Below are 15963 nucleotides of genomic sequence, written 5' to 3' on the forward strand. Positions count from 1 at the left end.
CGAGATAGTGAAGTGATTTGACGGTGTCTTAAATGACGTTTATGGTCGTATTTAAGGACGTTGAATCAAGAGGCAGACATGCACCGTATCGGCTATGTACTGGCGGACGGCTTTCAAGTGATGTCGTTGGCATCCCAGGCAGTGTTTGAGTACGCTAACGTGGTAGCCGGCGATCAGTTTTATGCCATCGAGAATTTTTCCGTGGCGGGCGGACTGGTGCGCTCATCCTTGGGCATGCTCGTCGAAACGTCGCCATTGAGCATTCCAGGGCTGGCTGAAACCTGGATATTCACCGGCGTGAATACGCCGCTTACGAACCCGTCTTCCCCTGAACTGCTGGCATTTGCCCGGAAAGCCGGTGCTCAGGCGAGACGCATGGCGGGAATCTGCACCGGTGGTTTCGTGCTGGCCGAGGCCGGGTTGCTGGCCGACCGTCGCGCCACCACGCACTGGGCTTACTCTAAGGAGTTGCAGCGTCGGCATCCGGACATCAAGGTCGAGGATGACCGCATCTACATTATTGATGGTCCTCTCTGGACATCTGCCGGCATGACCGCGGGCCTTGATCTGGCGCTGGGCATGCTGGAAAAAGATCTGGGCGTGGATGTCGCTCGTTCCGTGGCGCACAAGCTGGTCATGCACCAGCGGCGTTCGGGCGGACAGTCACAACATTCCGAGTTGCTGATGCTGGCCCCCAAGTCGGATCGTATCCAGAGTGCGCTGGACTACGCGCGGCGTAACCTGGCCAATTCGCTGAGCGTTGAGCAACTGGCGGAAAGCGTGCACCTGAGCCCACGTCAATTTACCCGGGTGTTCACGGCGGAAACCGGCCAGTCCCCGGCCAAGGCAATTGAATCTCTGCGTCTTGAAGCCGCTCGGCTGATGATCGAGCAGGGTCGCCATAGCCTGGACACCATTGCCAGGGAAAGCGGTTTTCGCGACCGCCGCCATTTGCGTGAAGTATTCTTGCGCGGTTTTGGTGTGACACCCCTGGCTCTGCGGCGTGATGCGCGCCGCGACAAAGCTTGAAGTGGGTAAGAGGCCAGGGCTGCGCTGCAGCGATCAAGCGTATTCATAGCCGGATCCGCAACCCATCCTTGGCAAACTGCACCGGGCCTTGGTAGCTACGGCCAATGGAACGTGTCACGGCATCGCGAGACTCATCAATGTCGCGGGACAGGTGACTGAGTAACAGGCTCGACACAGCAGCCGTCGCGCTGATCCTGCCAATATCAACCGGGGCCGTATGTAAGGCGTATAACGCGGCCGGTGAATTCGGCGGATCAAGTATTGGCGCATTGAACACCAGCAGGTTGGAACCTTTGGCGATCTGCCTTAGCGCGGCATGACCGTGTTCATCGATGTCACCACTGAAGGTGATGTTTTTACCTTTGTAGTCGACGCGGTATATCACCGCCGGTGCATCGCGGTGATGACCGGCGATGGCGTGGATTTCCAGCCCATCCTGGCTGTAGAGGGTTTTAACGCTGCTGATGTTGTCCAGGTCGGTGGTGCTGAACGTTACTGTACCGGCGAAATCCTGCAAGTAGCCGAAAGCGCCATGCTGGCCGAACATCAAATCAATGAACTGGCGGGTGGACGGAAACGACGGCGCCGTGCCGGGGCCGAACACATCGAAGTTAATGTCTGAGCGGGCGGCCACAGCCCGGGCCTTGACGAACCCTGGCAGTTCGCCAACGTGGTCCGCATGCAGGTGCGTCAGCAACACGATGTTCAGGTTGCGAACATCAAGCCTGGCTTCACCCAGGCGTACGAACGTTCCCGGCCCCGCATCCAGCAGGATGCGCGGCGTACCATCGAGCAATAGCACGTAACCGGCGCCGGCCCGGCCCCCGGCCCCTGGCCCGCCTGAACCAAGCACCAGCAGTTCCAGCGGCGCCACGGGCGCTTGCGCGGCCCTGGCTGGGCAGGTTTCCAAGCACACGCAGAGCACTGCCATCAATAGCACGCCTGCGAAGTAACTCAGCCGATCGTATAGGGAAACCATTGGCGCGCTCCTCAACCGGTGCCTGGGCACGGATTAACGGCGTTGAGCGATTGATGAAATTTCGATAGCGCTATCCTTCGGCAGACGACTGACCTGCACGGTGACCCGGGCCGGTGGCGACTGCTTGAAGTAGCTGGCGTATACCTCATTCATTTTGGTGAAGTCATTCAAGTCTTTGAGGTACACCGTGGTGGACACGATGTCGCGCATTTCCAGACCATCGGCGGCCAGCACGGCCTGGATGTTGTCCAGTACCCGCGAAGTTTGTACCTCGATCGGAGCATCGGCTAAAAAGGCGCCACTGGCAGGGTCGATTGGCAGTTGCCCCGACAGGTACAAGGTCTCCCCGGCCCTGACGGCTTGGGCGTACGGACCTATCGCGGTGGGGGCATTGGCGGTCACAAGGTTTCGCTGTTCAGCGTGTTGCGGGCTGGCGGCGGAGAATGACGAATGCACGGCCAGCGCTATCGCGAGGGCAGTGGAGACAGGCCAGTAGCGTTTGATGGTGCTGCTGATGCCGAATGCAATCAATGGGACGTCGGTCTTAAACATTGGAGTCGCTCCTGCGATCAAGGAGGAGAGGGCATCCCTCCTGCCTGGCTCACAGTTGAGCGCAACGATGTATCCGGGCTGTTTCAAGAGTATCGGTGAATTAAAGGCGGTGTATCCCAGGGCCCTCTGGACACTCTGTGATACATGAAGCCAATCGTGTTTTCCAACTGCTTAGGGCAGATCCCAGCGCAATACCAAGGCGCCGATCGACACCATCGTGCAATAGCGCTGGCAGCAACAGGATGGTCTGATCAGTCTGCGTAAGCCGAACAGTCGCAGTGATCGCAGCCGGGCCTGTGTTTTGGCCCGCGATCAGCCCCGGCAACAGTCGTTGCATGGGAACAGCCGACCAGCCGTTGCAAGGGAGACTCATCATGAACACGATTGTATCGACCCACACATCCACAACGCGGCGGCATTGGCGCCTGCTCACCCGCTCCATTCTGGCAAGCGCATTGATGCAGTTGGGGGCTTTGAATGTAGCCTCATCGCAAGCGAGCGCCGCCGACGTGCCAGCGGGCACCATTGGGTCCATCACTGCAGGAAGTAACGTCTCGTTCGGCCGGTTGAAGCATGTCAAGGCCGGGCTGCTGGATGTTGCCTATGCCGAAGTCGGTCCAGCCGATGGGGCTGTGGTCATCTTGCTGCACGGCTGGCCATACGATATTCACAGTTACACCGACGTGGCGCCTGCGCTGGCGCAGAAGGGCTATCGTGTATTGATTCCTTATGCACGCGGTTATGGCGGGACACATTTTCTGTCGGACAAGACTGTTCGCAACGGTCAACCTGCTGCGCTAGCGAGCGACCTGATCGACTTTATGGACGCGTTGAAAATCAACAAGGCGGTGCTCGCCGGTTATGACTGGGGCGCACGCACGGCTGACATCGTCGCCGCATTATGGCCGGAGCGAGTGCAAGCGCTGGTGGCGGTGAGCGGTTACTTGATCGGCAGCCAGGAAGCAGGCAAGACACCGCTGCCGCCTGCCGCCGAGTTGCAGTGGTGGTATCAGTACTACTTTGCGACGGAACGCGGCCGCCTGGGCTACGAAAAAAACACCCACGACTTCGCCAAACTGATCTGGAAGCTGGCCTCGCCGAAGTGGGACTTCGACGACGCCTCTTATGACCGAAGCGCCGCAGCTTTGAAAAATCCCGACCACGTCGCCGTAACAATTTTCAACTACCGCTGGCGTCTGGGCCTGGTCAAAGGGGAGGCCAAGTATGACCCGCTGGAGAAGAAACTATCGGCCTTTCCATCCATCAGCGTGCCAACCATCACCATGGAAGGTGACGCAAATGGCGCACCACATCCACCTGCCGAGGCCTATGCCAAGCGCTTCACTGGAAAGTATGAGCACCGATTAATCAGCGGCGGCATTGGTCACAATCTGCCGCAAGAAGCGCCGCAGGCTTTCGCTCAGGCTGTGATCGATGCCGATCATCTTTGATAGCAGGCTGAAGAGAAGCGCAGCGATGAAACTTGAACACCTGGCAATTTTATCCGCCATTGCATGCACCGCACTGGCCTTGACCGGTATTGCCCTGGGCGACACCGGTCAAGGCGCTGCTTCACCGATCTTCGGCGTCAAGCTTCCTGATGGTTATCGCAAATGGTCGCTGGTAGCACCGGCACAGGAAGCGCCACCGCTGGACGAACTTCGAGCGGTTCTAGGCAACAACTTGGCGATGAAGGCTTATCAGGAGTCAATGCTGCCGTTCCCTGACGGCACAGTGTTGGTGAAGCTTGCCTGGCAACACATCCAGTCCCCTGAATTCCCTCCGGCCTCGATTCCCGGTGCGGCCACTACCGTTCAGGTCATGGTCAAGGATTCAAAAAAATATGCATCAACCGGTGGCTGGGGTTTTGGCCGTTTTATAGACGGCAAGCCGGCCGATGAAACCCAGCACAAAACCTGCTTTGCCTGCCACCAGGCGCGAGTGCAGAACCACGACTTTGTCTTCACACGTTTCGCGCCATAATCCAGTCATCCAAGGAGTTCTCAATGAAAAAATTAGTGACCGCACTGGCAGTTACCGCCAGCCTGATCATCGGTACCAACGCGTTCGCGGAAAATGAAAAACCCACTGTGGTGCTTGTGCATGGCGCTTTTGCCGATGCATCGAGCTGGAGTGGCGTGGTGAAAATTCTTGAAAAAGATGGCTACACGGTTGTTGCCGCAGCCAATCCATTACGCAGCGTAAAGGGTGATGGTGCGGCTGTTTCCGCTTTGCTGGCCAGCATCAAGTCGCCCGTTGTACTGGTCGGCCATTCTTATGGCGGCAATGTCATCAGTGAGGCAGCCAACAACCAGGCCAATGTAAAGGCGCTGGTTTACGTCAGTGCGTTCGCGCCGGAGGAGGGTGAGACCGTTGCCGAGCTGGCCGGCAAGTTCCCGGGAAGTACCCTTGGCCCAACTCTCGCGGCGCCTGTCGTGCTGGTTGATGGCGGTAAGGATTTGTACATCCAGCAGGCTAAATTCCACGATCAGTTCGCTGCTGACGTCACCGCCGCAGAAGCCGCGGTAATGGCGGCGACTCAGCGCCCGGTAACCGACGCGGCGCTGAACGAGAAGTCAGGCACGCCGGCCTGGAAGCGTATTCCGTCCTGGTTCATCTATGGCGACAAGGACAAAAACATTCCACCGCAGGCCATGGAGTTCATGGCCAAGCGAGCCAAAGCCAAGGCTGTGGAAGTCGTGAAAGGGGCGTCCCACGTCGTGTTGGTTTCAAGTCCGGAACCGGTGGCTCGAATGATTGAAAAAGCGGCCGCGACAAAGTGATTTTGGCCGGGCTCTAACGTGAGCGTCGGCAGGCGTCGCAGCACCCAATTCAGCAACTCTTGCGCCGGTGCGGCCAATGGTCGGTCAGATTTTACCAGCAGCTTTGCCTTGGCCGTTTCATTGAAAAGTCATTGTCAGATGAGGTGGGCTTGCAGGTGTTGGTTCGCAAGATGATTGGCGCGGAAGAGCAAACCAGAACGTGGCACCGTGACCATCGTTGCGGGTAGCCGAGAGTTGGCCGTTGTAACTTTCAATGATCGACCGGCTGATCGATAACCCCATGCCCATGCCAACCTGTTTGGTGGTGTAGAAGGCATCGAAGATTTTTTCGAGGTCGCCAGGCTCAACACCGCATCCCGCATCGCGCACTTCCAGGCGCACATGGTGCGTGTCATGTCCGGTTCGGATCAGCAGCAGGCGCGGGCGGTCGTCGATGTCGATCATGGCTTCGCAGGCGTTGAGTAACAGATTGAGGATGACTTGCTGCAGTTGCACTCGGTCACTGGGGACCCGTGGCAGATTGTCGGCCAGGTCCAGATGCGTGGTGATGTCGTTGCGTTGCAATTCGCTGCAGGTCAGCGCCAGCACTTCGCGGGTCGATTCGTTCAGGTCTACAGCTTCAACATTGACGACGTTCTTGCTGAACAGCGTGCGCAGACGTGAAATCACATTCGCAGCACGGTTACCATCGCGAATAGTACGGCGCGCGGTTTCCAGGGCACCGTTGATGTTCGGTGGATCGGCGACAAGCATGCGCAGGCAAGTGCTAGCGTTGGTGATGATGCCGGACAGAGGCTGATTCACCTCATGGGCAATCGAGGCGGTCAAAGTGTCGAGACTGGCTACCCTGGTCATGTGAGCGAGTTCCGATCGCATCTTATTCAGGGTGTCTTCGGACTGAGTGCGCTCGAAGTCAGTGCGGGCGATGTAGCTGAGGTGGTGCTGCCTGCACTCGGCCAGTGCTGCCTCGGCTCGCTTTCGGTCATCGATATCGGTGCAAATTCCACACCTTATCCAAGCGAGGTCTGTGGTAGCGGGCAATGTACACAGGGTTAACAGAAACCACCGGTAAACACCGTCGAAACGCTTCAGTCGTATCTCCAGTTCGTGGACCAGCTCCGATGGCGCTGTCGTTTGCCTACTTTGGACAAGGCGGCTGAGGTCTTCCGTGTGGACGGCCGCCTCCAGGCCCCGGCGTTGGTCATGCTCAAGTTCAAGGCCGGTGTAGTCGTACCAGCGCTGATTGAAAAAATCGATCCCGCCTTCTGCCGTTGCCATCCAGGCGATGGCAGGCAGTGCCTCGATGACGCGGTTCAACTGATTGTTCATACCTGGACCTTCAACGACAGGTGGTTGTACTCGAGGATCGATTTGGGCAATGGGCAAGCGAAGGGCTCAGCTGTCTGAGTTGCAGCTGTCAGAAACCTTGCTGTAATCCAGGACCTGGGTTCTGTCCTGGGAGTCCAGGTAGGTCATCCGGGCATTCACCACTCCGCAGGAAGGCGTGGCGTCCTGCTTCAGCGACACGACCTTCTTGATGTCCAGGTGCGTGCCGTAGGTGTAGGTTTTGGGGGTGATATCTGCTTCGGCGTGGGCCGACAGGGTGCAGATGTTCAGTGCGGCAAACAGGCAAGCGGCGACGACAGTTTTAGTATTCATTGTGGTTTCCTAAAGGCTTTAATGGGTAGGTCGTTCAATTGAATCGAGGCGTTTGGGTTTGCCTCGATGGAACCTATTAGAAGCCCGCGAGGTATCTCGTCTGTGTCGCAAACAGGCTCGTGTAATTCGGTGCGTATCTTGGGTGACTGCTGATACACGTAAATACAAACGTTGCCGGAAGAGGGCACGTAAATAAGCCTCTCACCTCAATATTTTCATGACGGCCAATAGCGTCTATCCCGGTAATCCGTGAAGTATTTTTTTTACGTGCAAAAAAGCCCAGGGCTTTTGGCCTCCGGGCTTGGGGTGTTGGCTTATCGGAATCAATACCGCTGATATCTCTAGCCGAACATGGCAACGATCACACCGTCGCGCACTGCGTTAGGCGACACGCTCGCGCACTTCTTGCAAGCGGTCTGCACCGCCCTCAGCCACACGATTCTGGTTCAAGCGATCAGCGCCGCCTTCCACAAGCAATTGCGGGATCTGGCCGTGAGACACCGCACTCAGGGTATTGGCCGACACCAGATTCGATAAACCGAGACCGCCTACCAGTGCCAGACCGAGTGCCAGGGATGAAACTTTCGAGAAATTGAACATGGGAGTTGCTCCGCGTATTTGGTTTGAGTGGGTCGGTAGCTGCTGCTATCCGATGAACATAGTTAAACGCTTGGGTGTATCGGTGATGTGTGCTTGAGCGCCTCGAAATCGGTGCCTGCGTATCCGTCCGGGGTTCTGATACAGACGGGTACACAATATTTTGAAAGGGGGTGAAGTGTGGGCAGCGTGCCGCTTTCTCGACGTAGGCGAAGTTGTTGCAAAGTGGTCTTGATAGCTATGCAGCCATCCTGAACGAACAGGCCAATAGTTCATGGACTCATCCATGAACTATTGGCTTAACGGTTAGGCGGCTGTGGGTGAAGTGGTACTGGTATGGGCCTCTTCCAGCAGTTGCTGAATCATCTTCTCTTGTGCTTCGTAGCGCCCCTCACCAAAGTGCGTGTAACGCACCTGACCTTTTGCATCGATCAAGTAATGAGCCGGCCAGTACTGGTTATCAAAATTACGCCAAATCGCATAGTTGTTGTCGATCGCTACCGGGAAGGTGATACCGAGTTTTTTTACCTGATGTTTGACGTTATCGATGATGCGTTCATAACCGTACTCTGGCGTATGGACGCCAATCACCACCAGTCCATCCTTTTCGTACTTTTGCGCCCAGTTCTTAACGTAAGGCAGGGTGTGTTGACAGTTGATACAGTCATAGGTCCAGAAATCCACCAGCACTACTTTACCTTTCAGTGATTCGTTGCTCAGCTCTGGCGAGTTGAGCCATTGCACGGCACCGGCTATCGAGGGCATAGCACCTTTAGCCGCGTCCAATGAGGTGTCTGCCTTAACCTGGCTGGCGAAGTAATCGATAATTTTCGGGATGGTTTCCTGCACACGCCTCTCTATGCTGGCAACACCTTCGGAAGATGTACTGGCGAGCAGCACGTTGTCGGTTCCGGTGGCGATCACCGCTGCTGTTGCCAGGACGGCTACTCCACCCAAGCGTCGAAGCATGCCAGTGATGGGGATCGACGGTTTCAGTCGTTTGGCCAGCCCGCGGCCGGCGAAGATCAGGATGCCGAGCGAAAGGGCGCTGCCCAGGCCGTATGCAACCAGCAAAAGACTGGTTTGCGCGTTAGCGCCCTGGAGCATGGCACTCGTCAGAATTACCCCGAGGATAGGCCCGGCGCATGGCGCCCACAGCAGCCCGGTGGCGACACCAATCATCACCGAGCCCAGCGGACCAGACATCTGTCGTGTGTTGGGGGCAATTCGGTTACCGAGCGCCACCAATGGGCGTGCCAGCCATCCGCCGACCCGTGCGAAAATCAGTGATAACGCGAACAGTGCCATCACCATGAGCGCAATATACCGCCCGGCATTGCTGGCTTGAATGACCCATTCGCTGCCGACCACGGCCAGGCTGGAGATCAAGGCGAAAGTCAGGGCCATACCCCCGAGGGTGAGCAGGATTGATGAGCGCTTACGGTCGGTGCCAGCGAACAGAAACGGCACCACCGGAAGAATGCAGGGGCTGAGGACGGTCAAGATGCCGCCCAGGAAAGCGATAAGGAGCATGAGATCACCTGGCAAATGTGTTCACAAAGCGCCCCGATCAACGAGGCGCGCGGGTGTTGATTTCAGGAGTGCTTCCGGCCGTCTGGTCGTGCACCGGTTGTTCTTGCGCAGTGCGGCTGGCGCCGTCAGTAGCAAGGCGGGCATGCGTGTCTTTTCCACTCACGGGCGTCAGTTGAAAACATGTGGCGCTGCCACAGCTACTCTGTTCAATAGCTGCGTTGGCGTGCGCGGCGGCACCTGCAATGGAAAAGGAAACCGCGGTCAAAAAGCTCTTTATGTGGTTCATGATCTTTTCCTCGCATTCAATGGGTAGATCGTTGTGGGATTGCCGAGGCCAGTGATAACGCCTCGATGGAGCCCATTGGATGCCTGCCGGGTATCTCGGATGTGTCGGGCATTACCGCTGTTGAATTCATTAAGTGTCGAAGAGGGGTTGCGATACAGTGGGATACGATCGCCCCGATTTGCATACGCGTGTATCCATGACGCGCCCGATACACTGCAATACAAAGGCTTGCGGGCAGAAGCCTGACGCCTCGTTACACTGGGTAACCAGCACACACTGAGAGGTTGAGGGTATGGAGCATGTCGATCATGTGTTGATCGTTGATGACGATCGCGAGATCAGAGAGCTTGTGGGCAACTACCTGAAGAAGAACGGGTTGCGCACCACGGTAATGGCAGACGGCCGCCAGATGCGGGCCTTCCTGGAGGCCAATCAGGTTGACCTGATCGTGCTCGACATCATGATGCCGGGCGACGATGGTCTATTGCTGTGTCGCGAACTACGCGCCGGCAAGCACAAGAAGACTCCCGTGTTGATGCTTACCGCGCGCAACGACGAAACCGACCGCATCATCGGCTTGGAGATGGGGGCTGATGATTACCTGGTCAAGCCGTTTTCTGCCCGTGAGCTGCTCGCGCGGATCAACGCCGTGCTCAGGCGTACACGGATGCTGCCGCCCAACCTGGTGGTCAGCGAAAGTGGGCGGCTACTGGGGTTCGGTCGCTGGCGTCTCGACACCACCGCGCGCCACCTGCTTGATCAAGACGGCACCCTGGTGGCCCTGAGCGGGGCCGAGTACCGGTTGCTGCGGGTATTCCTCGATCATGCACAGCGGGTGCTCAGTCGCGATCAATTGCTCAACCTGACCCAGGGGCGCGATGCCGACCTGTTCGATCGTTCCATCGACCTGCTGGTCAGCCGCCTGCGCCAGCGCTTGCTGGATGACGCGCGCGACCCGGCCTATATCAAAACGGTGCGCAGTGAAGGCTACGTGTTCACCTTTCCCGTCGAAATCCTCCCGGAGCAGCCATGAACGTCGCGCTGCATTGGCCGCGCACCCTGGCCTCACGCCTGTCGCTGATCTTTCTCGTTGGCCTGATTCTCACGCAAGCCCTGTCGTTCGGTGCCCAGTACTACGAGCGCTACCAGAGCGCGAAGTCGACGATGCTGGGCAACCTTGAAACCGACGTCTCGACCTCCATCGCCATCCTCGACCGTTTGCCTGCCGACGAGCGCCCGGGCTGGCTCGATCGTCTGCAGCGCCGTACCTACGGCTATCTGCTGAGCGAGCGCGAGCCCGGTGTGCCGATGGATCAGGACAACATACCCATCGCAGTGAACTCGATCGAAGCCGCCATCGGCCATGATTACGCGTTGACATTCGTTGAGATTCCCGGCCTCAGGCAACACTTCCAGGTGCAGTTGCAGTTAAGTGACGGCAACCCGGTCACCATCGACGTCTGGCCCGCCATGGTGCCACTGTCGCCATGGCTGCCCTTCGTCCTGCTCGGTCAACTCATGCTGATGATCGGCTGCACCTGGCTCGCCGTCAGAATCGCGGTTCGGCCGCTGACCCGATTGGGCGAGGCGGTAGAGAACCTCGACCCCAATGCACATCCCGTGCACCTGGATGAAAGCGGCCCCACAGAGGTGGCTCATGCTGCCAAAGCCTTCAACACCATGCAGGAGCGCATCGCCGCCTACCTCAAGGAGCGCATGCAACTGCTCGCAGCGATCTCCCATGACCTGCAAACACCCATTACCCGAATGAAGCTGCGTGCTGAATTCGCCGACGAGTCGGCCGAGAAGGACAAGCTGGTCCATGACCTCAATGAAATAGAACACCTGGTGCGCGAAGGCATTGCCTATGCACGCAGCATCCATGGCGCCACCGAGACCAGTTGTCGCATCAACCTGGACTCGTTCCTCGACAGCCTGGTCTTCGACTATCAGGACACCGGGCAGGCGGTGACGCTTGCAGGAAAAAATGGCGCAGTTATCGATACCCGCCCCCATGCCCTGCGACGGATTCTGGTCAATCTGGTGGACAACGCAGTGAAGTTCTCCGGTGCCGCCGAGGTACTGGTGGAAGGCCGGGCAGAGGCGGGCCTATCGATAAAGGTGCTGGACCGTGGTCCCGGCATTGACGAAGACGTGCTGGACGAAGTCTTCAAACCGTTCTACCGCGTGGAAAGCTCCCGCAACCGCAGCAGTGGCGGCACGGGGCTGGGCCTGGCCATCGCCCAGCAATTGGCCGAGGCCATTGGCGGCTCGCTGACCCTGGGCAACCGCGAGGGCGGTGGCCTCTGCGTAACCCTGACCCTGGCCGGGGGCCAATAGAACAACACCGATGTACGGCGGTTTTGGTTCAGGCCGGCTGGCCATTTGTATGGGACTGTATCGACCGCTGCAGTACACACACAATGTTGCGCAACGGCCGGTTTCAGACATGACTGGCGTACATGCTCTTGCAAGACTCCCAACCTTCGGCTGGCTATCCGGGCACCCCGGATGGCGAAGGCCCTTGCCACAGGAGTATTGTCATGATCACCCAAACCCCAACCTTCAAAGGCTGGCAACTGTTCAGCCTGCTCGCACTGTTGATCCTGGTGATGAGTGCGCTGGCCGTGGCGCTGCAGCCGGATCTGATCGAGGGGTTACGCAGTGCCGTTCGCGCCACTGCACGTTCATCCTTTGCATTGTTTCTCGCAGCCTTTACCGCCTCTGCCTTTGTTGTCCTGGTCCCCTCGTCATTCTCTAAAGCCCTGGTGCGCGAGCGACGCTTTATTGGCCTGGCCTTCGCCTTTTCCCATTTTGTCCATGCCGTATTGATCTATGCCTACGGGCAACTGAATACAGAGTTCTGGCCGGTGCGTACGGTAATCGACAACACCCCAGGCACGGTCGCCTATGTGTTCATCCTGCTGATGGCACTCACCTCGTTCAAAGGCCCGGCACACCTGCTGGGGGCGAAAGCCTGGAAGGTCCTGCATACGACCGGCATGTGGATCATCGTTGCTGTGTTCGCCTACGCCAACTTCAAGCGCATCCCCATGAACGCCTGGTACGTGCTGCCGTTCGGCATCACCTGTGCTGCCATAGCCATCCGCCTGGTCGGCAAGCTGGCTCAGGCCAACAAGCGCAGTCAGATCCGGCAGCCACTTTCATGACAATCAATCGGAGGATTAAACCCATGCACGCAAACATCTCATCAACCCTGAAGTGGCTGCACCTTAACCTTGATCGTGCAGGAGACTGGGTCGCACCACTAAGTCTGCGAGTTTTCCTGGCGTGGGAATTTCTCGAGGCGGGCCTGGAGAAATGGAACGGTGAAAATTGGTTCCAGGGCATCCAGGCTGCCTTTCCTTTTCCATTTAACTATGTGCCGGCGACGCTGAATTGGCAGCTCTCAATGTGGGCCGAATTGCTTTGCTCCATTGCCCTGCTTGTAGGCCTGGGAACACGCCTCTCGGCACTTATCCTGATAGTGGTAACCGTCGTGGCAACAGCCGCAGTCCACTGGCCAGCCGATTGGTCGACATTGAGCGAACTAGCCCAAGGTTATTCCATCAGCAACAAAGGCTATGGCAATTACAAACTGCCCTTGATCTATCTCGTAGCGCTGCTGCCGCTGTTGTTCATGGGCGCCGGCAAGCTGAGCCTGGATGCGCTCATTGAGCGATGCGTCAAGCGTCGCTAAACACGCTGAAACCCGGCCGTGCGTCTATCCATCGCGTACAGGGGTGTCCTCACCTTTCTAATACTGGATCGGAGAATCAAACTCATGCAAACAAACATCTCCTCACCGATACATATGGCTCCTCCAGAGGCTTCACGGCCACCTTTTCAGGCTGCCGTAGGGCTTGGGTTGCGCCGTGCACTGCTCAGCATGCTGCGTGACGCACCCTCCGGTGATTTCGACTTTTTGGAGGTGGCCCCGGAAAATTGGATCGGTATCGGTGGCGCTCACGGCGAGGCCCTGCAGTCGCTGGCCGAGCGCTATCCGCTGTCGTGTCACGGCCTGTCCCTATCGCTAGGTGGCAGTGCGCCGCTCGACAAAGCCTTGCTTGAGCAGATACGCGGGTTTCTCGATCGTTTCAATGTGCCGCTTTACAGCGAACATCTGAGTTATTGCAGCGACGACGGACATCTTTACGACCTGCTGCCGTTACCATTCACCGAGGAGGCGGTACATCACGTCGCTGCGCGCATCCGTTGTGCACAGGACATCCTCGGTCGTCGGCTGGCGGTGGAGAACGTCTCATACTACGCCGCTGCACATCAGGACATGGACGAGCTGGCCTTCACCAATGCGGTACTGCGCGAAGCCGACTGCGACCTCTTGCTCGACGTCAACAATGTGTACGTCAACTCGGTGAACCACGGTTTTGACCCGAAGGCTTTCCTGGCAGGTGTGGAGCCAAACCGTGTGATCGCCATGCATGTGGCCGGACACTATGACGAAGCCGATGACTTGATAATCGACAGCCATGGTGCCTCGGTCAAACCGGTAGTCTGGTCGTTGCTGGCCCAAGCCTATGGGTTGTTTGGTACGAAACCAACGCTACTCGAACGCGATTTCAACTTTCCACCTTACAACGCGCTGGTCGCCGAGCTGGATATCATCAGGCGGCTGCAAGGCGAAGCGGGTGCGATGGTGCGGGTGGCCGTCGATGGCTGACTTCTCCCCGAGTTTGCACAGCCAACAGCTCGCGCTGACCCGTTACCTGCGTGACCCGGACGGCCATGCGCCCCCGGCGGGGATGGACCCCGTACGGGCGAAAGTCTATCTCAACCTGATTATCAACAACCTGCTGGGTTTGTTGGGCGGAACATTTCCGGTATTGATTGCCGTGCTGGGTGATGCCGGTTGGCGTGCCCTGGTGCGACGATTCTTGCGTGACTACCGATCGCAAACGCCGCACTTCGGTGAAGTTGCCCGGGAGTTTGTCGCGTTCGTCGCCAGCCTGGAGGAGTCGCCAGGCCAGGAACACCCCTGGTACCCGTTCCTGCCCGAACTCGCCCATTACGAGTGGGTGGAGATGGCGTTGCAACAGGTCGATGCGGCGCCGTTTCAGGCAGGCGATGCCGAGCAGTTACTCGAACGCCCGCTTCGGTTGTCACCGCTCGCCTGGCCGCTGGCCTACACATGGGCTGTACACCGGCTTGGGCCTGGTCACCTGCCAGCCGCAGCACCGGAGCCGCCAACGTTACTCCTGATCTGCCGTGTGCCGGGTGGGCAGGTGCGATTCTCTGAGCTCAGCCCGCTGGCATGGCGTCTGCTGCAGCGGATCGAGCAGTTCCCTGGGCTAGATGGCCAAGAGCAGTTGCAGGCATTGGCCGGGGAGGCTGGCGCGCCAGACTTGGCCAGCTTTGTTGCCGACGCGCTGGTGCTCTTGCTCCGACTGCATAAACAGGCCGTCGTCGGCGTGGCGAGCACGCCTGATTTGAGCGGCATCACTGCGCACGCAATGTGGGCATAGGCGTAATAAATGGTCAAAGCCCAACCTGATATGAACGCCGAGCGTCCAGCAGTGGACAGGCTAAAGGGCCAGACCTACACCAACGGCATAATTGGTCCCGGCCTGCCAATGCTGGGCCCCTTATCCGATGGTGGAACCCTGATCACGGGTACGCCGCCGGGCTGCTGGGGGCCAATGATCACACCGTCCTTCTACGCCTTGATCAGCGTGGGACTCCCACAAGCACCTGATACAACCAGGCTCCGGTGACGAGCCGGATCCGTGCTTCTTGTATCTCGCTGTATCCGGACATGGCATTTGGGAGTTGGCTTACAAATGTTGTTTCCACTCGATACATCGTAGATACATTGCTGCGGCTAAATGGTCTTGCCCGAATGAGGTTTGCCCTATCGAGGTGGAGGATGCCAACGGGATTCCCGGCTTCTCCCACCTCGCCTTGTGCTTACCCGTCCTTGTGGCATGACCCGCGGCCTGGCCGCACACAGCATCTGGAGAAACACTATGTACCGTATCCCGTTCTCGAACAAAACCAGCCTCGGCCTGGCCGCCATTGCTTTAGCCGGTGGCATGAGCCTGGCGTCGTCCGCCGCCTTTGCCGTGGAGGCATTGCCTCAGGGCTACCAATTGGCCGCGGCGGACAAAGCCGGGGAAGGCAAGTGTGGTGAAGGCAAATGCGGCTCCAGCGAAGCCAATGCGAAAGCCACCACGGCCGAAGGTAAGTGCGGGGAAGGCAAATGCGGCTCCAGCGAAGCCAATGCGAAAGCCACCACGGCCGAAGGTAAATGTGGGGAAGGCAAGTGCGGCGACGACTCCTTCGCCCGCACCGATACCAATGGCGATGGCCTTGTTTCGCTCAAGGAACTCCTGGCCGCAGCCCCGAAAGGTGGTGAGGAGTTCAAGGCGATGGACACCAACAAAGATGGTTATCTCTCCGAGGGCGAGGTCTACACGTTCAGGAGCAACCAGTACACGTCCAACGGCAAGAAAGTGCCAACCGAGCTTTTCAGCCGCCTGAGCAAAGCCCGGAGCTGACTCCGGCACCTGCGCTTTCCACCCTCCCTG

Annotated in this window: 18 protein-coding genes and 1 pseudogene; 12 read left to right on the plus strand and 7 right to left on the minus strand. The window is 58.1% G+C overall.

Features of this window, described 5'->3' with window-relative positions; translation table 11 throughout:
• The first annotated feature begins 78 nt into the window (after positions 1-78).
• Complete coding sequence (locus GIR22_RS16715; RefSeq protein ID WP_154744409.1) at positions 79-1029, plus strand: GlxA family transcriptional regulator; 951 nt, start codon at positions 79-81, stop codon at positions 1027-1029.
• A gap of 43 nt (positions 1030-1072) precedes the next feature.
• Here GIR22_RS16715 and GIR22_RS16720 read toward each other — a convergent pair whose 3' ends face one another.
• Together GIR22_RS16720 and GIR22_RS16725 are read right to left on the minus strand one after the other, a co-directional pair.
• Positions 1073-2008 (minus strand): MBL fold metallo-hydrolase, encoded by a 936-nt coding sequence (locus GIR22_RS16720; protein ID WP_154744410.1) that lies wholly within the window; start codon positions 2006-2008, stop codon positions 1073-1075.
• Between the two features lie 33 nt (positions 2009-2041).
• Positions 2042-2560 carry a Rid family detoxifying hydrolase gene (locus GIR22_RS16725; protein WP_154744411.1) on the minus strand — a complete coding sequence of 173 codons (519 nt, stop codon included), beginning with the start codon at positions 2558-2560 and terminating at the stop codon, positions 2042-2044.
• A 374-nt stretch (positions 2561-2934) separates the two neighbouring features.
• Between GIR22_RS16725 and GIR22_RS16730 the strand changes: the two genes are divergently transcribed.
• From GIR22_RS16730 to GIR22_RS16740, 3 genes are read left to right on the plus strand one after another with little or no spacing between them, the layout of a single operon-like run.
• Positions 2935-4011, plus strand: a complete 1077-nt coding sequence (locus GIR22_RS16730; RefSeq protein ID WP_154744412.1) for an alpha/beta fold hydrolase — start codon at positions 2935-2937, stop codon at positions 4009-4011.
• Between the two features lie 25 nt (positions 4012-4036).
• Entirely contained in the window at positions 4037-4543 is a 507-nt protein-coding gene (locus tag GIR22_RS16735) for a cytochrome P460 family protein (protein WP_154744413.1), read from the plus strand.
• A 23-nt stretch (positions 4544-4566) separates the two neighbouring features.
• On the plus strand, positions 4567-5343 hold the full coding sequence (locus GIR22_RS16740) for an alpha/beta fold hydrolase (RefSeq protein ID WP_154744414.1): 777 nt from the start codon (positions 4567-4569) through the stop codon (positions 5341-5343).
• A 117-nt stretch (positions 5344-5460) separates the two neighbouring features.
• Here the strand turns inward: GIR22_RS16740 and GIR22_RS16745 are convergent, their stop codons facing one another.
• From GIR22_RS16745 to GIR22_RS16765, 5 genes are all read right to left on the minus strand, one after another.
• Positions 5461-6672, minus strand: coding sequence for a PAS domain-containing sensor histidine kinase (locus GIR22_RS16745; RefSeq protein WP_154744415.1), 1212 nt, complete (start codon positions 6670-6672; stop codon positions 5461-5463).
• Positions 6673-6738: 66 nt separating this feature from the next.
• Positions 6739-7002, minus strand: a complete 264-nt coding sequence (locus tag GIR22_RS16750) for a DUF2790 domain-containing protein (RefSeq protein WP_154744416.1) — start codon at positions 7000-7002, stop codon at positions 6739-6741.
• Positions 7003-7383: 381 nt separating this feature from the next.
• Positions 7384-7602: a phage infection protein gene (locus GIR22_RS16755; RefSeq protein WP_154744417.1), complete on the minus strand. Its 219-nt coding sequence runs from the start codon at positions 7600-7602 to the stop codon at positions 7384-7386.
• A gap of 303 nt (positions 7603-7905) precedes the next feature.
• A complete protein-coding gene (locus GIR22_RS16760; protein WP_154744418.1) occupies positions 7906-9132 on the minus strand; it encodes a cytochrome c biogenesis protein DipZ in 1227 nt (408 codons plus the stop codon).
• 37 nt (positions 9133-9169) lie between these two features.
• On the minus strand, positions 9170-9418 hold the full coding sequence (locus GIR22_RS16765; RefSeq protein WP_154744419.1) for a hypothetical protein: 249 nt from the start codon (positions 9416-9418) through the stop codon (positions 9170-9172).
• Between the two features lie 292 nt (positions 9419-9710).
• Between GIR22_RS16765 and GIR22_RS16770 the strand changes: the two genes are divergently transcribed.
• From GIR22_RS16770 to GIR22_RS16800, 8 genes and pseudogenes are all read left to right on the plus strand, one after another.
• Positions 9711-10451 carry a response regulator gene (locus GIR22_RS16770; protein ID WP_154744420.1) on the plus strand — a complete coding sequence of 247 codons (741 nt, stop codon included), beginning with the start codon at positions 9711-9713 and terminating at the stop codon, positions 10449-10451.
• The gene (locus GIR22_RS16775) at positions 10448-11758 is read left to right on the plus strand and encodes an ATP-binding protein (RefSeq protein ID WP_154744421.1); all 1311 of its coding nucleotides are present in this window, start codon (positions 10448-10450) and stop codon (positions 11756-11758) included. Before GIR22_RS16770 ends, GIR22_RS16775 begins: the two co-directional genes overlap by 4 nt.
• Positions 11759-11961: 203 nt before the next feature.
• Positions 11962-12588, plus strand: coding sequence for a ferric reductase-like transmembrane domain-containing protein (locus GIR22_RS16780; protein ID WP_154744422.1), 627 nt, complete (start codon positions 11962-11964; stop codon positions 12586-12588).
• Between the two features lie 23 nt (positions 12589-12611).
• Positions 12612-13118 (plus strand): HvfX family Cu-binding RiPP maturation protein, encoded by a 507-nt coding sequence (locus GIR22_RS16785; protein ID WP_154744423.1) that lies wholly within the window; start codon positions 12612-12614, stop codon positions 13116-13118.
• 114 nt (positions 13119-13232) lie between these two features.
• Complete coding sequence (locus GIR22_RS16790) at positions 13233-14099, plus strand: HvfB family MNIO-type RiPP peptide maturase (protein WP_246208426.1); 867 nt, start codon at positions 13233-13235, stop codon at positions 14097-14099.
• A complete protein-coding gene (locus GIR22_RS16795) occupies positions 14092-14901 on the plus strand; it encodes an HvfC family RiPP maturation protein (RefSeq protein ID WP_154744425.1) in 810 nt (269 codons plus the stop codon). Before GIR22_RS16790 ends, GIR22_RS16795 begins: the two co-directional genes overlap by 8 nt.
• A 9-nt stretch (positions 14902-14910) precedes the next feature.
• Positions 14911-15093: pseudogene (locus tag GIR22_RS26450) on the plus strand (acetamidase/formamidase family protein); the annotation flags it as partial.
• A gap of 309 nt (positions 15094-15402) precedes the next feature.
• Positions 15403-15933 (plus strand): HvfA family oxazolone/thioamide-modified RiPP metallophore, encoded by a 531-nt coding sequence (locus GIR22_RS16800; protein WP_154744426.1) that lies wholly within the window; start codon positions 15403-15405, stop codon positions 15931-15933.
• The last annotated feature ends 30 nt before the right edge of the window (positions 15934-15963 follow it).

It is taken from the genome of Pseudomonas karstica (assembly GCF_009707515.1).
Classification (GTDB): domain Bacteria; phylum Pseudomonadota; class Gammaproteobacteria; order Pseudomonadales; family Pseudomonadaceae; genus Aquipseudomonas; species Aquipseudomonas karstica.

Coding starts and splice junctions, on each gene's coding strand:
- GIR22_RS16715 (WP_154744409.1), top strand. CDS start 79: ATGCACCGTATCGGCTATGTACTGGCGGACGGCTTTCAAGTGATGTCG.
- GIR22_RS16720 (WP_154744410.1), bottom strand. CDS start 2,008: ATGGTTTCCCTATACGATCGGCTGAGTTACTTCGCAGGCGTGCTATTG.
- GIR22_RS16725 (WP_154744411.1), bottom strand. CDS start 2,560: ATGTTTAAGACCGACGTCCCATTGATTGCATTCGGCATCAGCAGCACC.
- GIR22_RS16730 (WP_154744412.1), top strand. CDS start 2,935: ATGAACACGATTGTATCGACCCACACATCCACAACGCGGCGGCATTGG.
- GIR22_RS16735 (WP_154744413.1), top strand. CDS start 4,037: ATGAAACTTGAACACCTGGCAATTTTATCCGCCATTGCATGCACCGCA.
- GIR22_RS16740 (WP_154744414.1), top strand. CDS start 4,567: ATGAAAAAATTAGTGACCGCACTGGCAGTTACCGCCAGCCTGATCATC.
- GIR22_RS16745 (WP_154744415.1), bottom strand. CDS start 6,672: ATGAACAATCAGTTGAACCGCGTCATCGAGGCACTGCCTGCCATCGCC.
- GIR22_RS16750 (WP_154744416.1), bottom strand. CDS start 7,002: ATGAATACTAAAACTGTCGTCGCCGCTTGCCTGTTTGCCGCACTGAAC.
- GIR22_RS16755 (WP_154744417.1), bottom strand. CDS start 7,602: ATGTTCAATTTCTCGAAAGTTTCATCCCTGGCACTCGGTCTGGCACTG.
- GIR22_RS16760 (WP_154744418.1), bottom strand. CDS start 9,132: ATGCTCCTTATCGCTTTCCTGGGCGGCATCTTGACCGTCCTCAGCCCC.
- GIR22_RS16765 (WP_154744419.1), bottom strand. CDS start 9,418: ATGAACCACATAAAGAGCTTTTTGACCGCGGTTTCCTTTTCCATTGCA.
- GIR22_RS16770 (WP_154744420.1), top strand. CDS start 9,711: ATGGAGCATGTCGATCATGTGTTGATCGTTGATGACGATCGCGAGATC.
- GIR22_RS16775 (WP_154744421.1), top strand. CDS start 10,448: ATGAACGTCGCGCTGCATTGGCCGCGCACCCTGGCCTCACGCCTGTCG.
- GIR22_RS16780 (WP_154744422.1), top strand. CDS start 11,962: ATGATCACCCAAACCCCAACCTTCAAAGGCTGGCAACTGTTCAGCCTG.
- GIR22_RS16785 (WP_154744423.1), top strand. CDS start 12,612: ATGCACGCAAACATCTCATCAACCCTGAAGTGGCTGCACCTTAACCTT.
- GIR22_RS16790 (WP_246208426.1), top strand. CDS start 13,233: ATGGCTCCTCCAGAGGCTTCACGGCCACCTTTTCAGGCTGCCGTAGGG.
- GIR22_RS16795 (WP_154744425.1), top strand. CDS start 14,092: ATGGCTGACTTCTCCCCGAGTTTGCACAGCCAACAGCTCGCGCTGACC.
- GIR22_RS16800 (WP_154744426.1), top strand. CDS start 15,403: ATGTACCGTATCCCGTTCTCGAACAAAACCAGCCTCGGCCTGGCCGCC.